This window comes from Enterococcus sp. DIV0183 (assembly GCF_050541505.1).
In the GTDB taxonomy this organism is placed as follows: domain Bacteria; phylum Bacillota; class Bacilli; order Lactobacillales; family Enterococcaceae; genus Enterococcus; species Enterococcus faecalis.
The window spans coordinates 2,069,249-2,088,539 of the sequence record NZ_CP172932.1 but is presented as its reverse complement, the minus strand read 5'-3'; the positions used below and the strand labels follow the sequence as shown (position 1 = coordinate 2,088,539).

The 19,291-nt window shown below is 36.9% G+C and carries 17 protein-coding genes, 1 tRNA gene and 1 other annotated feature; of the genes, 15 read left to right on the top strand and 3 right to left on the bottom strand.

What is annotated here, in order from left to right:
• The first annotated feature begins 37 nt into the window (after positions 1-37).
• The 4 genes from IGK72_RS10150 to IGK72_RS10135 all read left to right on the top strand — a co-directional run bounded on the left by IGK72_RS10150 (position 38) and on the right by IGK72_RS10135 (position 3,513).
• The gene (locus IGK72_RS10150) at positions 38-1,060 is read left to right on the top strand and encodes an L-threonylcarbamoyladenylate synthase (protein ID WP_002356622.1); all 1,023 of its coding nucleotides are present in this window, start codon (positions 38-40) and stop codon (positions 1,058-1,060) included.
• A 75-nt stretch (positions 1,061-1,135) separates the two neighbouring features.
• Positions 1,136-2,374 carry a serine hydroxymethyltransferase gene (glyA, locus tag IGK72_RS10145; RefSeq protein WP_002356623.1) on the top strand — a complete coding sequence of 413 codons (1,239 nt, stop codon included), beginning with the start codon at positions 1,136-1,138 and terminating at the stop codon, positions 2,372-2,374.
• A gap of 131 nt (positions 2,375-2,505) precedes the next feature.
• Positions 2,506-3,135 carry a uracil phosphoribosyltransferase gene (upp, locus tag IGK72_RS10140; RefSeq protein ID WP_002356624.1) on the top strand — a complete coding sequence of 210 codons (630 nt, stop codon included), beginning with the start codon at positions 2,506-2,508 and terminating at the stop codon, positions 3,133-3,135.
• Positions 3,136-3,240: 105 nt separating this feature from the next.
• A complete protein-coding gene (locus IGK72_RS10135) occupies positions 3,241-3,513 on the top strand; it encodes a membrane protein (protein ID WP_002356625.1) in 273 nt (90 codons plus the stop codon).
• A gap of 73 nt (positions 3,514-3,586) precedes the next feature.
• Here the strand turns inward: IGK72_RS10135 and IGK72_RS10130 are convergent, their stop codons facing one another.
• Positions 3,587-3,823 carry a hypothetical protein gene (locus tag IGK72_RS10130; RefSeq protein ID WP_002381528.1) on the bottom strand — a complete coding sequence of 79 codons (237 nt, stop codon included), beginning with the start codon at positions 3,821-3,823 and terminating at the stop codon, positions 3,587-3,589.
• A gap of 158 nt (positions 3,824-3,981) precedes the next feature.
• Between IGK72_RS10130 and IGK72_RS10125 the strand changes: the two genes are divergently transcribed.
• Positions 3,982-4,054, top strand: a tRNA-Thr gene (locus tag IGK72_RS10125).
• A 49-nt stretch (positions 4,055-4,103) separates the two neighbouring features.
• On the opposite strand, the gene IGK72_RS10120 is transcribed toward IGK72_RS10125, so the two are convergent.
• Positions 4,104-4,430 carry an AzlD domain-containing protein gene (locus IGK72_RS10120; RefSeq protein ID WP_023894471.1) on the bottom strand — a complete coding sequence of 109 codons (327 nt, stop codon included), beginning with the start codon at positions 4,428-4,430 and terminating at the stop codon, positions 4,104-4,106.
• Positions 4,417-5,124 (bottom strand): AzlC family ABC transporter permease, encoded by a 708-nt coding sequence (locus IGK72_RS10115; protein WP_002379698.1) that lies wholly within the window; start codon positions 5,122-5,124, stop codon positions 4,417-4,419. Before IGK72_RS10115 ends, IGK72_RS10120 begins: the two co-directional genes overlap by 14 nt.
• Before the next feature lie 213 nt (positions 5,125-5,337).
• On the opposite strand from IGK72_RS10115, the gene IGK72_RS10110 reads away from it, so the two are divergent.
• The 10 genes from IGK72_RS10110 (at position 5,338) to IGK72_RS10065 (ending at position 19,286) form a co-directional block, all read left to right on the top strand.
• Complete coding sequence (locus tag IGK72_RS10110; protein WP_002362234.1) at positions 5,338-5,889, top strand: helix-turn-helix domain-containing protein; 552 nt, start codon at positions 5,338-5,340, stop codon at positions 5,887-5,889.
• 112 nt (positions 5,890-6,001) lie between these two features.
• Positions 6,002-7,333, top strand: a complete 1,332-nt coding sequence (locus IGK72_RS10105) for a hypothetical protein (RefSeq protein WP_430608788.1) — start codon at positions 6,002-6,004, stop codon at positions 7,331-7,333.
• Between the two features lie 175 nt (positions 7,334-7,508).
• Positions 7,509-12,683, top strand: coding sequence for a bacterial Ig-like domain-containing protein (locus IGK72_RS10100; RefSeq protein WP_222821635.1), 5,175 nt, complete (start codon positions 7,509-7,511; stop codon positions 12,681-12,683).
• Positions 12,684-12,881: 198 nt separating this feature from the next.
• Positions 12,882-13,583: a bacterial Ig-like domain-containing protein gene (locus IGK72_RS10095; RefSeq protein ID WP_002356634.1), complete on the top strand. Its 702-nt coding sequence runs from the start codon at positions 12,882-12,884 to the stop codon at positions 13,581-13,583.
• The gene (locus tag IGK72_RS10090) at positions 13,584-15,020 is read left to right on the top strand and encodes a helix-turn-helix domain-containing protein (protein ID WP_002356635.1); all 1,437 of its coding nucleotides are present in this window, start codon (positions 13,584-13,586) and stop codon (positions 15,018-15,020) included.
• A 243-nt stretch (positions 15,021-15,263) separates the two neighbouring features.
• Positions 15,264-16,451 (top strand): FtsW/RodA/SpoVE family cell cycle protein, encoded by a 1,188-nt coding sequence (locus tag IGK72_RS10085; protein ID WP_002356636.1) that lies wholly within the window; start codon positions 15,264-15,266, stop codon positions 16,449-16,451.
• Between the two features lie 24 nt (positions 16,452-16,475).
• The gene (locus IGK72_RS10080) at positions 16,476-16,835 is read left to right on the top strand and encodes an arsenate reductase family protein (protein WP_002359675.1); all 360 of its coding nucleotides are present in this window, start codon (positions 16,476-16,478) and stop codon (positions 16,833-16,835) included.
• A gap of 5 nt (positions 16,836-16,840) precedes the next feature.
• Positions 16,841-17,155, top strand: coding sequence for a glycine cleavage system protein H (locus IGK72_RS10075; RefSeq protein ID WP_023894593.1), 315 nt, complete (start codon positions 16,841-16,843; stop codon positions 17,153-17,155).
• Positions 17,156-17,208: 53 nt separating this feature from the next.
• Positions 17,209-17,456, top strand: a binding site (T-box leader).
• A 113-nt stretch (positions 17,457-17,569) separates the two neighbouring features.
• Positions 17,570-18,607 carry a methionine ABC transporter ATP-binding protein gene (locus IGK72_RS10070; protein ID WP_002356639.1) on the top strand — a complete coding sequence of 346 codons (1,038 nt, stop codon included), beginning with the start codon at positions 17,570-17,572 and terminating at the stop codon, positions 18,605-18,607.
• Positions 18,600-19,286 (top strand): methionine ABC transporter permease, encoded by a 687-nt coding sequence (locus IGK72_RS10065; RefSeq protein ID WP_002356640.1) that lies wholly within the window; start codon positions 18,600-18,602, stop codon positions 19,284-19,286. The genes IGK72_RS10070 and IGK72_RS10065 overlap by 8 nt, the downstream gene beginning before the upstream one ends.
• Positions 19,287-19,291: the final 5 nt, after the last annotated feature.

Below are 19,291 nucleotides of genomic sequence, written 5' to 3'. Positions count from 1 at the left end.
TTCTTCGTCGCCACTTTTCTAGAAGGAGCGATTTGCAATGGAAACAAAAAAATTAACCAAACAAGAAATAGCCCAAGCAGCAGCAGCCATTCAAGCAGGCGAGCTAGTGGCTTTTCCAACAGAAACTGTTTATGGCTTAGGTGCTGATGCCTTAAATGAAGCGGCAGTAAAAAAAGTTTACCAAGTAAAAGGCCGCCCCAGTGATAATCCATTGATTGTTCATGTGAACAACGTTGAGATGGTCAAAAAATACGTGGCGACCTTACCAGAAGTCGCTACAAAATTGGTGTCTGCCTTTTGGCCGGGACCATTAACTTTAATTTTTAATGTGCCTAGCGATACATTTTCTAAAACAGTAACAGGTGGTTTAGAGACAGTCGCTTTTCGTATGCCAGATAACCAAGCGACCTTAGCTTTGATTGAACAAGCCAATGTTCCGTTGGTCGGACCAAGTGCGAACACTTCTGGCAAGCCTAGTCCAACATCTGCAGAGCATGTTTATCATGATTTGCAGGGGAAAATTGCTGCCATATTAGATGATGGCCCAACGCAGATTGGGGTGGAATCAACGGTCTTGGATTTAACGGCGGAAGATGGTGTGCCAGTTATTTTACGACCAGGAGCAATTACCAAAGAGCAGTTGGAAAGCATTATTCCCCAAGTGAAAATCGATACACATTTGATTAGTGAAACTGCAGCACCCAAAGCGCCAGGGATGAAATACAAACACTATTCTCCTGATGCGGAAGTTTGGATTATAAGCGGTCAAACAGCAGAATGGCAAGCGGCGATTCAGCAAGCAAAAGAACAACAGGAAAAAATCGGCTTATTTTTAAGTGATGAACAGGCAGCACAACTAGATACAGAAAATGCGTTTGTTTATTCTTATGGTGCAGAAACGGTTGAAAATGCCACAAAAGAACTATTTGCAGGGTTAAGAGCGTTAGATGAGCAAGGAGCTACCACGATTTTTGCGCAAGGATTTGCAGAAACTGGTTTAGGCACTGCTTACATGAATCGCTTGAAAAAATCAGCCAATCAAAAATTTTTTGAAAAATAAGAGGTATTTGTAACGAAGCTGACACAGAAGTATGATACAATCAGACAAAAGAAAACAAAATGGAGTGTTGTTTGAATGGATTACAAAACGTATGACCCAGATTTATGGAATGCAATTGCAAGAGAAGAAGAGCGCCAAGAAAATAACTTGGAACTAATCGCATCTGAGAATGTCGTGTCAAAAGCAGTTATGGCTGCCCAAGGAAGTATTTTAACGAATAAATATGCAGAAGGTTACCCTGGTAAACGGTACTATGGTGGTTGTGAATTTATCGATATCGTAGAAAATTTAGCTATCGATCGTGCCAAAGAATTATTTGGTGCAAAATTTGCGAATGTACAAGCCCATTCAGGTTCTCAAGCCAATACAGCGGCATACCTTTCATTGGTTGAACCAGGTGATACCATTTTGGGGATGGATTTATCAGCTGGTGGTCACTTAACACATGGTTCGCCCGTTAACTTTAGTGGAAAAACCTATAATTTTGTCAGTTATGGAGTGGACCCTTCAACAGAAGTAATCGATTACGATGTCGTGCGAATTTTAGCAAGAGAACATCGTCCAAAATTAATTGTTGCTGGCGCAAGTGCGTATTCACGAACGATTGATTTCAAACGTTTCCGTGAAATCGCTGATGAAGTAGATGCCAAGTTAATGGTTGATATGGCGCATATTGCAGGCTTGGTAGCTTCAGGGTTGCACCCAAATCCAGTTCCGTATGCTGATATCGTAACAAGTACGACCCATAAAACATTGCGTGGTCCTCGTGGCGGTTTAATTTTGACAAATAGCGAAGAATTGGCGAAAAAAGTAAATAGTAGTATTTTCCCAGGCATTCAAGGTGGCCCATTGGAACATGTGATTGCTGGAAAAGCCGCAGCTTTTAAAGAAGCTTTGGATCCAAGTTTTGCTGAATATAGTCAGCAAGTGATTGCAAATGCACAAGCGATGACGAAAGTTTTCAATCAAGCGCCAGAAGCTCGTTTAATTAGTGGGGCAACAGACAACCACTTATTACTGATTGAAGTGACAGGTTTTGGTTTAAATGGAAAAGAAGCAGAAGCTATTTTAGATAGTGTAAATATTACTGTCAATAAAAATTCAATTCCGTTTGAACAATTAAGTCCATTTAAAACAAGTGGTATCCGTATTGGAACGCCTGCGATTACTTCACGTGGTTTTAAAGAAGAAGATGCGGTAGAAGTTGCTAAATTAATCGTCCAAGTTTTAAAAGATCCAGAAAATACAGCAGTTCATGATGAAGTCAAAGCAGCTGTAGCAGCGCTAACTAAAAAATATCCATTATATAACTAACATCAGGGATAGCTGAAGCGCGATTCTCTGTACAAATAAGAGTCGGAGCTTAGGATTTAAGGAATTCAACTTGTGTCCTAGGCTCTTTTGTTTTACAATAAGAAAGAATAAAATAATGAAGGAGAATAGATATGGGAAAATTTCAAGTAATTGATCATCCGCTAATTCAACACAAACTAACAATGATTCGCGAAAAGAACTGTGGGACAAAGGTTTTCCGCGAAGTTGTCAACGAAATTGCTATGTTAATGGCTTATGAAGTATCACGGGATATGCCTTTAGAGGATGTTGTCATCGAAACACCGATGGGTAAATCAACACAAAAAACACTTTCAGGGAAAAAAGTAGCAATTATTCCTATTTTACGTGCCGGCATTGGCATGGTTGATGGGATTTTAGAATTAATTCCAGCAGCGAAAGTTGGACACGTTGGACTTTACCGTGATGAAGAAACATTGCAACCACATGAATACTTCGTGAAATTACCTGAAGACATTGCAAGTCGTCAATTATTTGTTGTTGACCCAATGCTAGCAACAGGTGGTTCCGCAATTATGGCCATCGATTCATTAAAAGAACGTGGTGCTAGCAACATTAAATTTGTATGTCTAGTGGCCGTTCCAGAAGGTGTGAAAGCTTTACAAGAAGCGCATCCAGATGTAGATATTTATACAGCAGCTTTAGATGAGCGCTTAAACGAAGACGGCTATATCGTTCCTGGTTTAGGGGATGCTGGTGACCGTTTATTTGGAACAAAATAATAACAAAAAACCGTTAGATAACCGATTATGGTTACTAACGGTTTTCTTTTGCTTAAAGAACTTTTCTAGGTGTATAATAAAAAATAAAAAAACAAAGGAGGAGCTATGAAAAAGAATAAAAAAGTCTTACACGCTATCGCTGTGATTGCTAGTGTGATGTCAGTTTTGATGTATGTTTCATATATTCCACAAATTTATGGAAATTTACATGGGGAAAAAGGCAATCCGACGCAACCATTAGTGGCAATGATTAATTGTATTTTTTGGACGATTCATGGGTTATATGGAGACGATGGAGAAACACGAGATAAGTCCATTATTTTTGCTAATGTGCCCGGAATTATTTTTGGTTTTTTTGCGTTTATTACAGCATTATAGTTTCCGACGAATTGGAAAGTATTCCAATTCTGTACATAAAAAAGAGCGGGGGAAATTTCCCACGCTTGAAGAATTAAATCTTTTTCAATTGTTTGTAATTAATAACAATCACACCATTGCTGTGCACCATTAAGTGATTGTTTTTTTGCGTTTCGTCAATTTCGACGACAGCGGCATTTTTTAATTGTTTCGTAACAACGCCTGTTTGTGGCTGTCCGTGAACAAGAAAAGTAACATGGGTGTCAACGGCGAAATCCTTACCAGCATCCGATGGAACAACAGGAGTAACCATACCATTAAAATTTGACATACAAAAAACCATCCTTTCTTGATATCTCTATTATACCACATTTTCAGAAAAAAGTTTGTAAAGTCGCTATTTGGCTTATTTTAAAGAGATTTTGCATAAATAAATAACAAACAGACTTTACAAATAAAGTAGAAAGTCCTATAATAGATTTGTTTCAGGCCAGCTTAGCTCAGTTGGTAGAGCAACGCACTCGTAACGCGTAGGTCACAGGTTCGATCCCTGCAGCTGGCATCTAAAAAAACAGACAGGCACTACCATCTGGTAGTGCCTGTCTGTTTTTTTAGATAAAATATTGGATTAGTGCAAATGAAGCAATGCCTACCAGTACAATAAGCAATAAGTTTTTAGTAAGTATTGCGGCTAAAATGGTAGGAAATGAAGCGAATAAATAAGGAAGATTGAGGCTTGGTAAATGTCCTATTCTTTGTTCAAATAAGCTACTAAACCATAAGGCGGACATAATCACAATGGGAACAAAACTTAGATATTCTAATAATTTCTGTGGCAGACAGATTTTTTTTAAAAGTAAAAATGGCAGTATTCTTGAAAGCCAGGTTGCAACGGTACAGCCTAAAATTGTTAAAAAGAGATACTCAGAAGAAGGCATGTTTTATCATCACTCCTATTCCACACCCGATTAACGTGACAACTAAGACAATTAAATTACTGGGAATAAAAATTAGTCCAATAGACATCAACCCAAAAGTAATCAGGACCATGATGAGTTGTAAAGCGATTTTCATGGAACGATCACTAATTATCTGCAGATAAAGTAAACCAATGAACATAGCCACGACCGCAAACTCAAGACCTAATGCTTGAGGGTTTGCAATAAAGCGCCCTAGATAGGCACCGATAATCGTCGAAAAAAACCAAGTCGCATAGGAAATCAAATTGGCAGCATTAAACCACTCAAAACTTAAACGTCCTTTGGTGTGGTTTAATTTATTCATTCCTAGTGCAAAACTTTCATCCGTCAGTAAGGTTCCCAACCAGAGATTTTTACCGAGAGATTCGGCTTTAAAGTAAGGCGCAATGGTCATTCCCATAAGAATCATACGTGCATTTACTAAGAAAGTCGCTAACACAATGGATAAAATAGGGCTGCCACCAGTCAACATACTAACTGTTACAAACTGAGCAGATCCTGCAAAAATAAAAAACGACATCGCACTAACAATCAGAGGGGAAAAACCTGCTGCTTGTCCTACGATACCAAAAGCAATGCCAATACCAATATAGCCAAAAACCGTTGGCAAGGCTTCACGAATGCCAGTGCGTGCATCTAATTGGTGGTTCATTCTCTTTTTTTCCTTCTTTCTGTATAAAATTTAAACACGTGTGTATGAAAATCTAGACCTTCGATAATGAGACACAACGAGCGAATGAGCGTTTTCATTATTAACCACTCCTTTTGAACAACTAAGATATATATTGTATAATACAATAAAGAATACTTTTGTTCAATATATTAAACTTTTGGATGATAAAAAGAAACAGAAGGAGCAACTATTTTGGAGATTAATACAATTATTGGCAATAATTTAAAAAAAATTAGACAAGAAAAAAAACTTACGTTAGATGAACTAGCTGGGATAACCGGAGTGAGTAAAGGGATGCTTTCGCAGATTGAAAAAGGAACCACCAATCCTACCATAAATACAATTTGGAAAATAAGTAATGGACTCAATGTTCCGTATACGTATTTATTAGAAGATGACTATGTTAAAGAAAATCCCGTGGTTAAAAAAACTGAGACGGTAACACAACATTCTGAAGATCACTCCTATCGAGTCTTTAATTACTACTCAGACAACCAGGAAAGAAACTTTGAACTCTTTCAGTTTGAATTAGATCCAGGGAAAAAGTATCAAGCTGTTGGGCATTCAAAACGTTCGACAGAATATGTCATGGTTATTCAAGGAGCATTAGCTCTTGAAGTGGGCGGTCAGAGATACCTTCTTCCAAAAGACGCCGCTATGTATTTTGATGCTAATCAAGTACACACGTATATAAATGACGGAACAGAGAAAGTCCAAGCTGTCGTCATTAACTATTATACGTAACAGTGGAAAATAAACATTAGGAAATTGCTACATCTGTTATTTTATGGACAAAAAAAGTAAACAATGCTACCCTAAAAATAATAGAAAATGAAAGATAAAAGAAGAGGTCAAAATGAATAAAAAAATTGAAAGTCTTGGTAATACAGCATTAAGTTTACTAAGTAATACGATTATTGTTGTGCCTTATTTACTTTACATTCAATTGAGTGATGGACACAACCTTTTAACAATTTTACCATTTGTCTTATTTTATACATTGCGTATGACAGGCATTTTTCTGGTTCGAGGAATTAATTTGTCTTTAACTAGTCTAGGTCTACTAAAGATTTCTCTATTGTTAGGCTTGGCAGGCTCCTTAATTGGGATCGCCGGCGCTTTTTCTTTCCCGCTTTATAGTATTTCAGGAATGTTGTTAGGACTTAGTGGGGCGTTGTTGCCACCAAGTAATCAATCAATTCGCTTTTTCTTGAAAGAAGAAGGTCAAAAAATTAGTCACAGCAATCTTTTAACGACAGTCTTATTGACCGCTGTTTTATTTGGCGCTTTATTTTTTAAAGCGACTGAGATTGGACTGGCGTTATTGGTGTACGCGCTCTATTTTCTGGTTGCTTTAGTAGCAATCAAGAGCTATCCTGTTTCATTAAACGAGCTAGAAGAAGAATCAGCAGAAGTTTCACGAAAAGAATTAATTCTGTTTGTTATCTTTTTTGTGTTATTACTTTTATTAAGAAGTGGTCGCTTATTAACGAATGCGGTGGAATTTGATTATGCGATTGTTGGCGCCTGCTGTTTCTTTGTGGTGGCTGTCCTTTTCGTTAGTCATTATGGCAAACGCGGCGCATATAAAGTATCATTAGAAATGAATCTTGCGATCTTGATTAACGGGATTGTGGGGAACTATTTATTTTTATTTGGTTCCATTTATGTTGCAGGGGTTTACGGCAGAGCTCATATGGGCATCTATCTCTATTTACCTTATGTTTTAGGGATGATTTTTGCAATGATTGCAGCTAGTAAAACGAAACAATGGTCAAACAACATACCAATGATTGGTCTGGCGGGAAGTTTGGGAATATTACTTCTTACTTCGTGGACTATTTTAGGCCTGTTTCTCTTGAGTTTTTTCAAAAGCACATTGAACAGCTTTTTAGCTAGGCGATATTATCAAGAGACAGATTTGCCAAAAGATAGCCGCATCCTTATCAAATACACAACACAAACAAAAGGGAGTTTATTCCATCAATTTATTTTGATGGCGCTTATGTTAGTCACTGTAGTAGGCAAAGGTGGCACGACACAATTTTTATTAGAATTGACTGGCGGCAAAGGCATTTCAATGCAAACAAGTCAATTTTTAACTTTTATTAAAAATAGTAACTCGCTCTTAGTGTTATTGTTTATTGCAGTTTATTTCGTGGTCGTTTTTCGTCAAAAGAAACGATAATTTACAAATATTAATAAAAAAATACTTGGAAAAACAGTGATTGTGGCTGATTTTCCAAGTATTTTTTTATGAAAAGATGTTTTTTTTTTTTGAAGATTCAAAAAAAATTAATCAATTGTTTCATTTTTAACAAGCTATTATTAGGTTATATGAATTTTATTGAAAGGGGATTAGTATGAAGAAAAAAACTTTTTCTTTTGTGATGTTGAGTATACTTCTCGCACAAAATTTCGGGTTTGCCGTAAATGCCTATGCTGTAACAACGACAGAAGCACAAACAGAGACCACTGATATAGCAAAAAAAGAGGCAGAGTTATCGAACTCAACACCATCTTTACCTTTAGCAACAACGACTACTTCAGAAATGAATCAACCAACTGCAACAACTGAATCGCAAACCACAGAGGCGAGCACAACAGCTTCCAGTGATGCTGCTACACCATCTGAACAACAAACAACGGAGGACAAGGACACCTCACTTAATGAAAAAGCCCTACCAGATGTTCAAGCGCCAATTACAGATGAACTACTTGACAGTATGAGTCTTGCGCCGATTGGTGGAACAGAATACAGCCAAACAGAGGTTCACCGCGAATTAAATACAACACCGGTAACCGCTACGTTCCAATTTGCTGTTGGAAACACAGGTTATGCACCTGGATCAGTTTATACAGTTCAATTACCAGAACATTTAGGTTATTCAACTGTTAGCGGAGATGTGACGGGCATTGGCGCAACTTGGGCAGTCGATGCGGCAACCAAAACATTAAGTATTACGTTTAATCAACGAGTTTCAGATACTTCCTTTAAAGTAGAATTAAAAAGTTATCTAACAACAGAGGCGGAACCATTAATCAAAATTGAAACTCCAGGAAAAAATAAAAAAACCTACTCGTTTGATTTATATGAACAAGTGGAACCAATTCAATATAATGAACGAACCAGAACGACGGGGTTAGATGGCGAAATTTTTTATAATTTAGACCGGACGTTAACTGGCAATCAAACATTAGAATTATTGACAACAGAGACGCCAGGCGCTGTCTTTGGAAAACAAGATAACTTGGAACCTCAAGTTTTCAGTTACGATGTCGACATTAATGGTCAAATTTTACCAGAAACGCAAACCCTGTTAACACCTGGCAAAGATTATACATTAAGCGATAATTCACTCGGGCGGATTGCTGTAACTGTTCCAAACATGAATCAACAAAAAGCCTATTCCTTATCGATTAATCGGACAATTTATTTAGAGAGTGCTTCGGACTATAACTACTTATATTCGCAGCAGTATCCAACCACAAAAATTGGGTCAATTTCTTTGAAAAGTACGACAGGAACTAAACAAACAACCGATTTTACTGCTAAGACGAGTCAAACAAGTAAAGTAATTGCTGATCGTGAAATGCGTAGTATGTCCTATATCAGTTTTCAAAGCAAAGGGAAATATTATGTAACAATTTATGGCACGTTAACAGAAACAAAAGTGGGTCAACAAATCGTATTAGAGAGTACAAACGGTCAAGAAATTAAGAATCCTAAATTTACGGCGTATGGTCCTTTATATGAAAATGTAAAATTGGAAGACTATTTTGATATTAAAACTGAAGGTGGCAAGCTCACTTTAACAGCCACAAAAGATAGCTATTTAAGAATAAATATTTCTGATTTAACAATGGATTTTGACAAGAAGGACATTAATCTATCATTAAGTACACCTGTAATTGGTCCCAATAAAGCCATTCAATTAGTATCCGATCAATATATTGAACCAATTAGTGTTGTTAATCCTTTGAATGCTGAAACTGCTTGGGGTAATTATGATCAAAATGGTGCCTATTCATCAAGAACAACTGTCTCAGTTATGGGAAGCAAAGAGACACCGATTCAAAATTTAGAAATTAAAGTAAAGCATCCTAATTATCTTTCATTGCGAGCTACAAAAGAAATTTATTTTTATTACAAGTTAGGAACGGATTATACAGTAACGCCAACGTCAGATGGTTCAGTTATTAAGTTCACTACGCCAATAACCAACGAAATCCAAATTCCAATTGGTTTTAATTATGTGCCCGATAGTTTGCCAAAAGATAAAAGTATCCCAGTCGATACGATACCGATAACAATGAGTGCTGAAGGTTTAACTCCAGTTGATACGACAGTAACTACTAATAGCAAGCGTGGTTCTGAACGAACACTTCAAAGTAGTAAAAATCAATTCCTTGTCAATGCACGAAATGATTCTTTTGACTCACTAAGCGTCCGTACAAAAATTCCAGCTGGCGCCGATGTTCTTTTTGACATTTATGATGTTTCAAACGATCAGGTAGATTCAATTTATCCACAATACTGGGATCGTGGCTATTATTTTGATAAACCAATGTCACCAGACAGTCCTGGATACCCAACGATTACTTTTGACGAAAATACCAATAGTTACACGTTTGATTTTGGAAAAACCAACAAACGTTACATTATTGAGTATAAAAACGCCAATGGCTGGATCGACGTGCCAACTCTTTATATAACAGGGACAGCTAAAGAACCACAATCGAATAATAATGAAGGGTCTGCTTCGGTTTCTGTTCAAAATGAAGCGTTAGACATTTTGAGTGCAACACAAGCGGCGAATCCAACATTAAAAAATGTAACAAAAACGACAGTAACAACAAAAAATATTGATAATAAAACACATCGTGTGAAAAATCCAACGATTGAATTAACACCAAAAGGCACAACCAATGCTCAAATCGATTTGAATTCTATTACCGTGAAAGGCGTGCCAGAAGATGCTTATTCATTAGAGAAGACTACAAACGGTGCGAAAATTATTTTTAAAGACTATACATTGACAGAAAACATTACGATTGAATACAATACTGTCTCTGCAAACGCTGGCCAAATCTATACAGAAACAACAATCGACTCTGAAACATTGAACCAGATGTCTGCTAGCAAGAAAAAAGTCACCACTGCACCAATCACATTGAAATTCTCAGAAGGCGATGCGGAAGGCATTGTTTATTTAGCAACTGCCACATTCTATACGCATAACATAGAGGATGAAAACCAAGCAATTGCGAAGGTTTCTTTTGAACTAATTGATAATGTCACGCATACAGCAACCGAATTTACAACAGATGAAAAAGGTCAATACTCCTTTGATGCCATCATGACAGGTGATTATACTTTGCGAGTAACGAATGTACCGCAGGAATATTCCGTGGATGAAGAGTATTTGACAGGAAAAGCCATTAAGCTGGTCAAAGGAGACAATCAACTAAAAATTCCATTAACTAAAACAATTGATCACAGTCGCTTACAAGTCAAAGATACAACGATTTATGTCGGCGATTCATGGAAACCAGAAGAGAACTTTGTTTCAGCAACAGATAAAACAGGTCAAGATGTTCCCTTCGAAAAAATCACTGTTTCAGGTCAAGTTGATACTAGCAAAGCAGGCGTTTATCCAATCGTATACAGTTACGAAGGTAAAGAAGAAACAGCTAATGTGACCGTCAAAGCCGACCAGTCTAAGTTAGAGGTCAAAGATACAACGATTTATGTCGGCGATAAATGGAAACCTGAAGATAATTTCGTTTCAGCAACAGACAAAACAGGTCAAGATGTCCCGTTTGAAAAAATTGACGTTCAGGGAACAGTGAATGTCGATAAAATAGGCGATTATGAAATTGTCTATAAAAATGGCACAAAAGAAGCGAAAGCAATCGTTCATGTTCGTGATGACAGTCGTTTACAAGTCAAAGATACAACGATTTATGTCGGTGATTCATGGAAACCAGAAGAGAACTTTGTTTCAGCGACAGATAAAACAGGTCAAGACGTTCCCTTCGAAAAAATCACTGTTTCAGGTCAAGTTGATACTAGCAAAGCAGGCGTTTATCCAATCGTATACAGTTACGAAGGTAAAGAAGAAACAGCTAATGTGACCGTCAAAGCCGACCAGTCTAAGTTAGAGGTCAAAGATACAACGATTTATGTCGGCGATAAATGGAAACCTGAAGATAATTTCGTTTCAGCAACAGACAAAACAGGTCAAGATGTCCCGTTTGAAAAAATTGACGTTCAGGGAACAGTGAATGTCGATAAAATAGGCGATTATGAAATTGTCTATAAAAATGGCACAAAAGAAGCGAAAGCAATCGTTCATGTTCGTGATGACAGTCGCTTACAAGTCAAAGATACAACGATTTATGTGGGAGATTCATGGGAAGCAGAAGAGAACTTTGTTTCAGCGACAGATAAAACAGGTCAAGACGTTCCCTTCGAAAAAATCACTGTTTCAGGTCAAGTTGATAACACCAAAGCGGGCATTTACCCAATCATTTACAGTTACGAAGGTAAAGAAGAAACAGCCCATGTGACCGTCAAAGCCGACCAGTCTAAGTTAGAGGTCAAAGATACAACAATTTATGTGGGTGATAAATGGGAAGCAGAAGATAACTTCGTTTCCGCGACAGACAAAACAGGTCAAGACGTTCCGTTTGAAAAAATTGATGTTCAGGGAACAGTGAATGTTGATAAAATAGGCGATTATGAAATTGTCTATAAAAATGGCACAAAAGAAGCGAAAGCAATCGTTCATGTTCGTGATGACAGTCGCTTACAAGTCAAAGATTCAACGATTTATGTGGGAGATTCATGGGAAGCAGAAGAGAACTTTGTTTCAGCAACAGATAAAACAGGTCAAGATGTCCCATTCGAAAAAATCACTGTTTCAGGTCAAGTTGATACTAGCAAAGCAGGCGTTTATCCAATCGTATACAGTTACGAAGGTAAAGAAGAAACAGCCCATGTGACCGTCAAACCCGACCAATCTAAGTTAGAGGTTAAAGATACAACGATTTATGTTGGTGATTCGTGGAAACCAGAAGATAATTTCGTTTCAGCGACAGATCGTGACGGTCATGCTATATCCTTTGATAAGGTTCAAGTAAAAGGGGAAGTTGATACAAAGAAAACAGGAGAGTACCAGATTTCCTATACCACTGAGCCAGTTAATGAAACCAAACCAGCTGTGCAGTCACGACTTTTCTCAATGTTTTCAAACGAGACACCTCGTCAATTGACGACAGTAGCAACTGTTCATGTGATTGATCGTAATCCTACACCACTACCAGATAAAAATGAGAACAACCAGACTAGTTCCTCAACGAATCAAACCACGATAAAACGTAGTCAGTATGTCACACATATTGTGAAACCTGACAAGCAAGGACGTTATCCAAAAACGGGAGAACAAACTAATGGTCTATATCGTGTGCTAGGACTTGTTGTGTTACTTATTGTGATTATTAGTGGTATAGTCATCAAGAAGAAACGAAAATAATTAAATGAGCGTGGGGCAAAAGTTTAAAGTAACTTTTGTTCCACGCTTAAAAGATGAATAAGTGCATGAATGAGGGTAGCTGTTTCCTTGGAAAATAGGAAGTTTTACAAGTGACTTTTATTTTAAGAACACCTATTAGCAGGTTTTTCTGTTAAGATAGTTATTTTTATGAAATAGTTTGGAGGAATAATAAACGAGATGAACCAGCGAACTATTTATTATGGTAGTATCGGCACAGCCTTATTTCTTTCTTCAGGAATGTTGATTGCTTCAGTGAATAGCTATGCAAACGAAGCGACAACACCAGGCAAATACACCGTGACTTATGAAGTGGATGGCAAAATTGAAACAGCAACCATTACGGTCAAAGAAAATCAAACGGAACTTAAATTAAAAGACACGTTTTTAGGAGTTAATCAAGCATGGTCACCCTTAGACAATGTCGTTTTTCTAAAAGATAAAGAGGGTCGCCCTTTAAATTTAGAAAATGTAATTATAGAAAATAATGTAAATACTCAAAAAGTAGGCCTTTATTTTGTAACCTTCCGTTACGAGTCATACCTTTCTATTGCGAAGGTGTATGTCAACCCTACTAATTTTGCTGCAGAGGGGAATATGCTTGCAGAGCTTCCTTATAGTCAAGCAATGATTGGCCCAGAAAGACCAATTATTGCCTCGAGACAGGACAAGGAGCAACAAACAAAACAGGAGAAAAAGAAAAATAAAATTGAACAGGAACGAGTAAATAAAAAGGTGCTGTTAAATGATGAGTTGTTGAAAAAAATAGATACGATAGCCCCAGTGGAAATTACTGGAGGAGCGGCAAGTGGGTCCTCTCAATTTGGCACCACTTTAAGCTTCCTGTCAGGCTCACTTTTGTATGGAACAAGGAGAGTTTAAATGGAATTCTTGTTATTAGATGATCGGGAAAATTTAAAATTAGCGATTATTAGAAAGTTAGAGCAACAATATTCATTTTCTGAACGAAAAGATCGTTTATGTAAGCAATTAGCTATTTCTCCTTATTTGCTAGAACGGAACATAACAGAAATCAATGCAGATTTGCAACGCTTTGGTCTGATTAATGAGATGGAAATCAGTGAAAAAAATAATGAAATTTTGTTATCTCAAAGCCTTCGTATTTCTTCAAGTATTATTGAAGAATATTATTTAAAAGACTCGTTAGAATTTAATCTATTAAAAACGATTTTCTTTCATCAGTTTACCTCAATCAAAAAATACGGTGAAAAGCACGGGATGAGTCGAACGGTTGTATACAAAATTGTTGACCATATCCGGAAAGAATTAGGTCAATACGGTATTAAGTTATCCAAAAATTTACAACTTAGCGGCAATGAAATGGCGATTAGACAATATTTTACTATGCTCTATTACCGAATTTACAAAGATTCTGAAGAATTATATAATCAAACAGATCTTCGCGCAGTGAACCAATTATTGGCTCAATTGAAAGGCTCTTATGAAAATATCACTAATTTTCATTTATTTAAACATTATGTATTGGTGGCGTTAGAACGAACGCAAAGAAAAGCTAATTATTTTTTATCCCAAGAAGAAAATCCATTCGCTTTTGATGAAGAAAGTTCGATTTATCAAGAAATTCAAAGTTGGATCAACGAAGTGATGAAGGCGACTCATGCAGAGAAAAACGCAGAAATTCAAGGAATTATCGGCAATTTATCGGTCTATCAAAGTGAACTTATTTCGGAACATTTGCTGAGTTCTCACAATGAGGCAATTACGGCTACGAAAACATTATTCTTTTCTTATATGCCGTTTACAATTTCGGACGAAGAATTTTATCAAGAAATTGTTCCGATTATTTATCAACATCGTTTTATTACGCCGTTCATCGATATCACCTTACGAATTATGGATTTAGAATTTTTTCAGGAACGCTACCCAATTGTTTTTAATAGCTGTCGTCAGTTTTTATTTGCGTTGGATTGCTCGGCGTTTGAGTTTAGTAAGCTTTCTTTATTTTTTGATTTGCTATTAGTGTTATCCCGTCTTTATGACCAAAGGAATGAAAAAAGCACGATCAATCTTTATGTGAATTTTACGCAAGGAGAAAAATATACTCAGTTTATCAAAGAACAAATCAAAATATTCGAATCTTTCAGCATTCACTTTCATTCAGCGATTCGACCAGATACTGATTTAGTAGTTTCGGATTATTTACCAAAAACGTTATTTTCAGTAAAATGTTTAATTTGGTTAGCGCCCCCGCGAGCCAGTGACTGGCAAAATTTTGGCAACGAAATTGTCCGAATTAATAAAGAGCTACAACAAACGAAACAAAGAAAAAGCGAATAAAAACAGTCGCAACGTGTTTTAGTTGCGACTGTTTTTTGTTACTGAATGTTTATAGTAAACTTTCTCATTATCACTGATGTGAAAAATTTTAAATAAAAGCCAAATAGAATTGAAGAAAAAGAAAAAATTGCTAGTGAAGGACCAATTCTCTAAAGTTTTTCTCAAATATAGTAGAATTCCTTTCTTTTCTTCTGTGAGAAAGATATAATAAAAAACGTATGAACAAAGGAAAAGGGATGACGAATGAATAGAAAAGAGAAAACAAATTTAGATAGTCGAATTGATTACGGCGTGATATTACCAGTTTTTCTTTTATCACTAATTGGTATGCTATCGCTTTACGTAGCGCTTTACAATGATCCAAGCAAACCTAAAATTGGTAGCTTGTTAATGAAACAAGGACTGTGGTATTTAGTCGGAGGATTAAGTATTGTCATTATTATGCATTTTAGCTCAAAATTACTCTGGCGGTTAACGCCCGTTTTTTATGCACTTGGATTAGTATTAATGGGATTACTACTGAAATTCTATGACCCCGTGCTAGCAGAGCAAACAGGTTCTAAAAACTGGATTCGCTTTGGTGGCACCACATTCCAACCATCGGAATTGATGAAGATTGCGTTTATTTTGATGTTGGCCTATATAGTGACCATGCATAATGTTAAATATGTGGACCGAACACTCAAAAGCGACTTTTGGCTAATCGCTAAAATGCTATTAGTCGCGATTCCGGTAATTGTTTTAGTACTTTTACAAAAAGACTTCGGGACGATGTTAGTTTTCTTAGCCATTTTTGGGGGAGTTTTCTTAATGTCTGGCATTACTTGGAAAATTATTGTGCCAGTTTTTATTTTAGCTGCTCTAGTGGGGGCAGGAACTATTTACTTGATTACAACAGAAACAGGTAGAGATTTATTGTCTAAGTTAGGGGTCGAAGCCTATAAATTTGATCGGATTGATTTATGGCTAAATCCTTTCCATACAGATCCAGATCGCTCATTCCAACCAGCGCTAGCATTAACAGCAATTGGTTCTGGAGGCCTTTTCGGAAAAGGCTTTAACGTGAGTGATGTGTATGTCCCTGTTCGTGAGTCAGATATGATTTTTACAGTTGTTGGTGAAAACTTTGGCTTTATTGGTGGCTGTTTCATTATTTTGTTGTATTTTATTTTAATCTACCGCATGATTCGCGTTTGTTTTGATACAAATAATGAATTCTATGCCTACATTGCCACAGGAATTATCATGATGATTTTGTTCCATGTTTTTGAAAACATTGGAGCGAATATTGGTTTACTACCATTAACTGGGATTCCATTACCGTTTATTAGTCAAGGTGGTTCTTCCATTTTAGGTAACATGATTGGGGTGGGCTTAATTATGTCCATGCGTTACCAACAAGAAACGGTTCGTACCAGAAGTGGTCGTTAAAGAAAGAAGAAAGAAGGGGTAGAAATGTACACACTTTATGAATATCCTAAATGCTCAACTTGTAAAAAAGCGAAAGCGTGGTTAGACCAACAAGGCGTTAAATACCAAGCAATTGATATTAAAGCAACACCGCCTAGTAGTGAACAATTAGCAAAATGGATGAAAGAGACCGGCTTGCCTGTTCGTCGTTTTTTTAACACAAGCGGGGTTTTATATAGAGAACAAGGCTTAAAAGATCTTGTTGACAGTTTTTCTATTGAAGAAGCAAGTCAGCGTTTAGCTGCGGATGGCATGTTGATTAAGCGTCCAATTCTCTTAAAAGACAATACATTTCTAACGAATGGTTTTAAAGAAGCAGATTACGAAGGAGTGCTTGGAAAATGAGTGAAATGAAACAAATCGATCAATTATGGATCTTACCAACAGAAGCAGGTTATAAAATTGGTTTAACCGCTGAAGCCCAAGAGGATTTAGGGAAGATTACTTTTGCAACATTTCCCAAAGTTGGACAAATATTAGCTAAAGGTGACTCTTTAATTGAATTAGAAGCAGAAAAAGCAGTCAGTGAATTCAGTAGTCCATTATCTGGTAAGGTAGTTGCGATTAATGAAGCGGCTGATCAAGAGCCAAGTGCATTAGATGAAGAAAATGCCTGGATTGCTGTTTTAGCAGATGTTGAACCAACAGAATTTGAAAATCTTTAGTCTTACGTTGACAAGGCCAATGATTATTGCTATAATTTTCTCAATCTAATCAAAAGAAAGCTTTGAAAAGAAGAGTACATGTTAAGGACGTTTGAAGAGAGCCCTGTTTGCTGAGAATGGGTAACAGATTTAAGATGGAAGATGGTCTTTGAGCAGAGTAAGTGAGCGAAGCAGTGAACTTACTACGGGGCGCCCGTTACAGCCAACGGTATGCGAAGAATCAAGTACCGTATGAGGTTATTATTGAGAAATAATAGCGAATTAAGGTGGTATCACGAAATGACAAACTTTCGTCCTTTTTGCTGTAATAGCAAAAGGATGGAAGTTTTTTTGTTTTTATTAAGCAAATTCGTTTCATAAAAAGTGCGAAACCTTCAAAATAAGAAAGTAGAACAGAAAGAAGAGGAGAACAAAATGGCATTAATTGAATTACGTCATGTAAAAAAAGAGTTTTCCGGTAAAGCGGGTAAAGTCACGGCTTTAAAAGATATTGATTTAACGGTTGAATCTGGTGATATTTATGGCATTATTGGCTATTCAGGTGCAGGAAAAAGTACGTTGGTTCGCTTATTGAATGGACTTGAAACACCTACAGAAGGTGAAGTAGAAATTCAAGGACAAGATATTGCATTGTTGCCAAATAAAGAACTACGAAACTTCCGTAAAAAAATTGGGATGATCTTTCAACATTTTAATTTATTATGGTCACGGACGGTCCTAGAAAATATCATGCTCCCATTGGAAATTGCTGGTGTTCCAAAACAAAATCGGAAAAGCCGCGCAGAAGAGTTAATCAAGTTGGTTGGTTTAGAAGGACGGGAAACCGCCTACCCAAGTCAACTCTCTGGTGGGCAAAAGCAACGAGTGGGGATTGCCCGTGCCTTAGCTAACAATCCTGATATTTTGCTTTGTGATGAAGCAACGAGTGCTTTGGATCCGCAGACAACCGATGAAGTGCTAGAATTACTACTAAAAATCAACCAAGAATTAAATTTAACGGTTGTATTAATTACCCATGAAATGCACGTGATTCGTAAAATCTGTAATCGCGTAGCCGTGATGGAATATGGTGAAATTGTTGAAGAAGGTAAAGTAATCGATATTTTCAAAAAGCCTCAAACAGAAATTGCGAAACGCTTTATCCAACAAGAAGCGGATAAAAACATTGAAGAAACGGAACTGGTTGTTGAAGAAATGTTGGAACAATATCCGAATGGAAAAATTGTTCGCCTACTTTTCCACGGCGAACAAGCGAAATTGCCAATTATCTCGCATATTGTCCAAGAATATCAAGTAGAAGTCAGTATTATTCAAGGGAACATTCAGCAAACAAAGCAGGGTGCAGTGGGTTCTCTTTATATTCAATTATTAGGCGAAGAGCAAAATATTCTAGCAGCCATTGAAGGATTACGTAAACTTCGTGTAGAAACAGAGGTGATTGGAAATGAATAATCGTGGCTTAGCAAGTTTCTTTGATTTTTCCCAAATTGATATAAGTAAACTACAAGAAAAAACGATTGAAACACTTTATATGACAGGGATTTCAATCATAGTGGTCGCCATTTTAGGGCTGATTTTAGGACTACTACTTTTTGAAACGTCAGGCAGAAAAGGGATTTTGAGCCGATTACTGTATTGGCTAGTGGCCATTTTTGTAAATATTTTCCGTTCGATTCCGTTTATTATCTTAATCGTTCTGTTAATTCCTTTTACAAAAATTATTTTAGGGAGTATGTCTGGTGTCAAAGGCTCCTTACCAGCATTGATTATTTCCGCAGCACCTTTTTATGCTCGCATGGTCGAAATTGCTTTTCGTGAAGTCGATAAAGGCGTGATTGAAGCAGCCAAAGCAATGGGGGCCAATCGTTTCCAAATAATTTGGAAAGTTCTATTACCAGAAAGTCTGCCAGCGCTTGTTTCTGGCTTAACCGTTACAACCATTTCTTTAGTGGGCTACACTGCAATGGCAGCTGCTATTGGAGCGGGCGGTTTAGGAAGTTTGGCGTATCAAGATGGCTTCCAACGTGGTCAAAATACAGTTACCTTAGTAGCAACGATTTGTATCTTAATTATTGTCTTTGCGATTCAATGGCTTGGGGATACAGTCGCTAAAAAAATAGATAAACGATAAATGGA

Coding starts and splice junctions, on each gene's coding strand:
- IGK72_RS10150 (WP_002356622.1), top strand. CDS start 38: ATGGAAACAAAAAAATTAACCAAACAAGAAATAGCCCAAGCAGCAGCA.
- glyA (WP_002356623.1), top strand. CDS start 1,136: ATGGATTACAAAACGTATGACCCAGATTTATGGAATGCAATTGCAAGA.
- upp (WP_002356624.1), top strand. CDS start 2,506: ATGGGAAAATTTCAAGTAATTGATCATCCGCTAATTCAACACAAACTA.
- IGK72_RS10135 (WP_002356625.1), top strand. CDS start 3,241: ATGAAAAAGAATAAAAAAGTCTTACACGCTATCGCTGTGATTGCTAGT.
- IGK72_RS10130 (WP_002381528.1), bottom strand. CDS start 3,823: ATGTCAAATTTTAATGGTATGGTTACTCCTGTTGTTCCATCGGATGCT.
- IGK72_RS10120 (WP_023894471.1), bottom strand. CDS start 4,430: ATGCCTTCTTCTGAGTATCTCTTTTTAACAATTTTAGGCTGTACCGTT.
- IGK72_RS10115 (WP_002379698.1), bottom strand. CDS start 5,124: ATGAACCACCAATTAGATGCACGCACTGGCATTCGTGAAGCCTTGCCA.
- IGK72_RS10105 (WP_430608788.1), top strand. CDS start 6,002: ATGAATAAAAAAATTGAAAGTCTTGGTAATACAGCATTAAGTTTACTA.
- IGK72_RS10100 (WP_222821635.1), top strand. CDS start 7,509: ATGAAGAAAAAAACTTTTTCTTTTGTGATGTTGAGTATACTTCTCGCA.
- IGK72_RS10095 (WP_002356634.1), top strand. CDS start 12,882: ATGAACCAGCGAACTATTTATTATGGTAGTATCGGCACAGCCTTATTT.
- IGK72_RS10090 (WP_002356635.1), top strand. CDS start 13,584: ATGGAATTCTTGTTATTAGATGATCGGGAAAATTTAAAATTAGCGATT.
- IGK72_RS10085 (WP_002356636.1), top strand. CDS start 15,264: ATGAATAGAAAAGAGAAAACAAATTTAGATAGTCGAATTGATTACGGC.
- IGK72_RS10080 (WP_002359675.1), top strand. CDS start 16,476: ATGTACACACTTTATGAATATCCTAAATGCTCAACTTGTAAAAAAGCG.
- IGK72_RS10075 (WP_023894593.1), top strand. CDS start 16,841: ATGAAACAAATCGATCAATTATGGATCTTACCAACAGAAGCAGGTTAT.
- IGK72_RS10070 (WP_002356639.1), top strand. CDS start 17,570: ATGGCATTAATTGAATTACGTCATGTAAAAAAAGAGTTTTCCGGTAAA.
- IGK72_RS10065 (WP_002356640.1), top strand. CDS start 18,600: ATGAATAATCGTGGCTTAGCAAGTTTCTTTGATTTTTCCCAAATTGAT.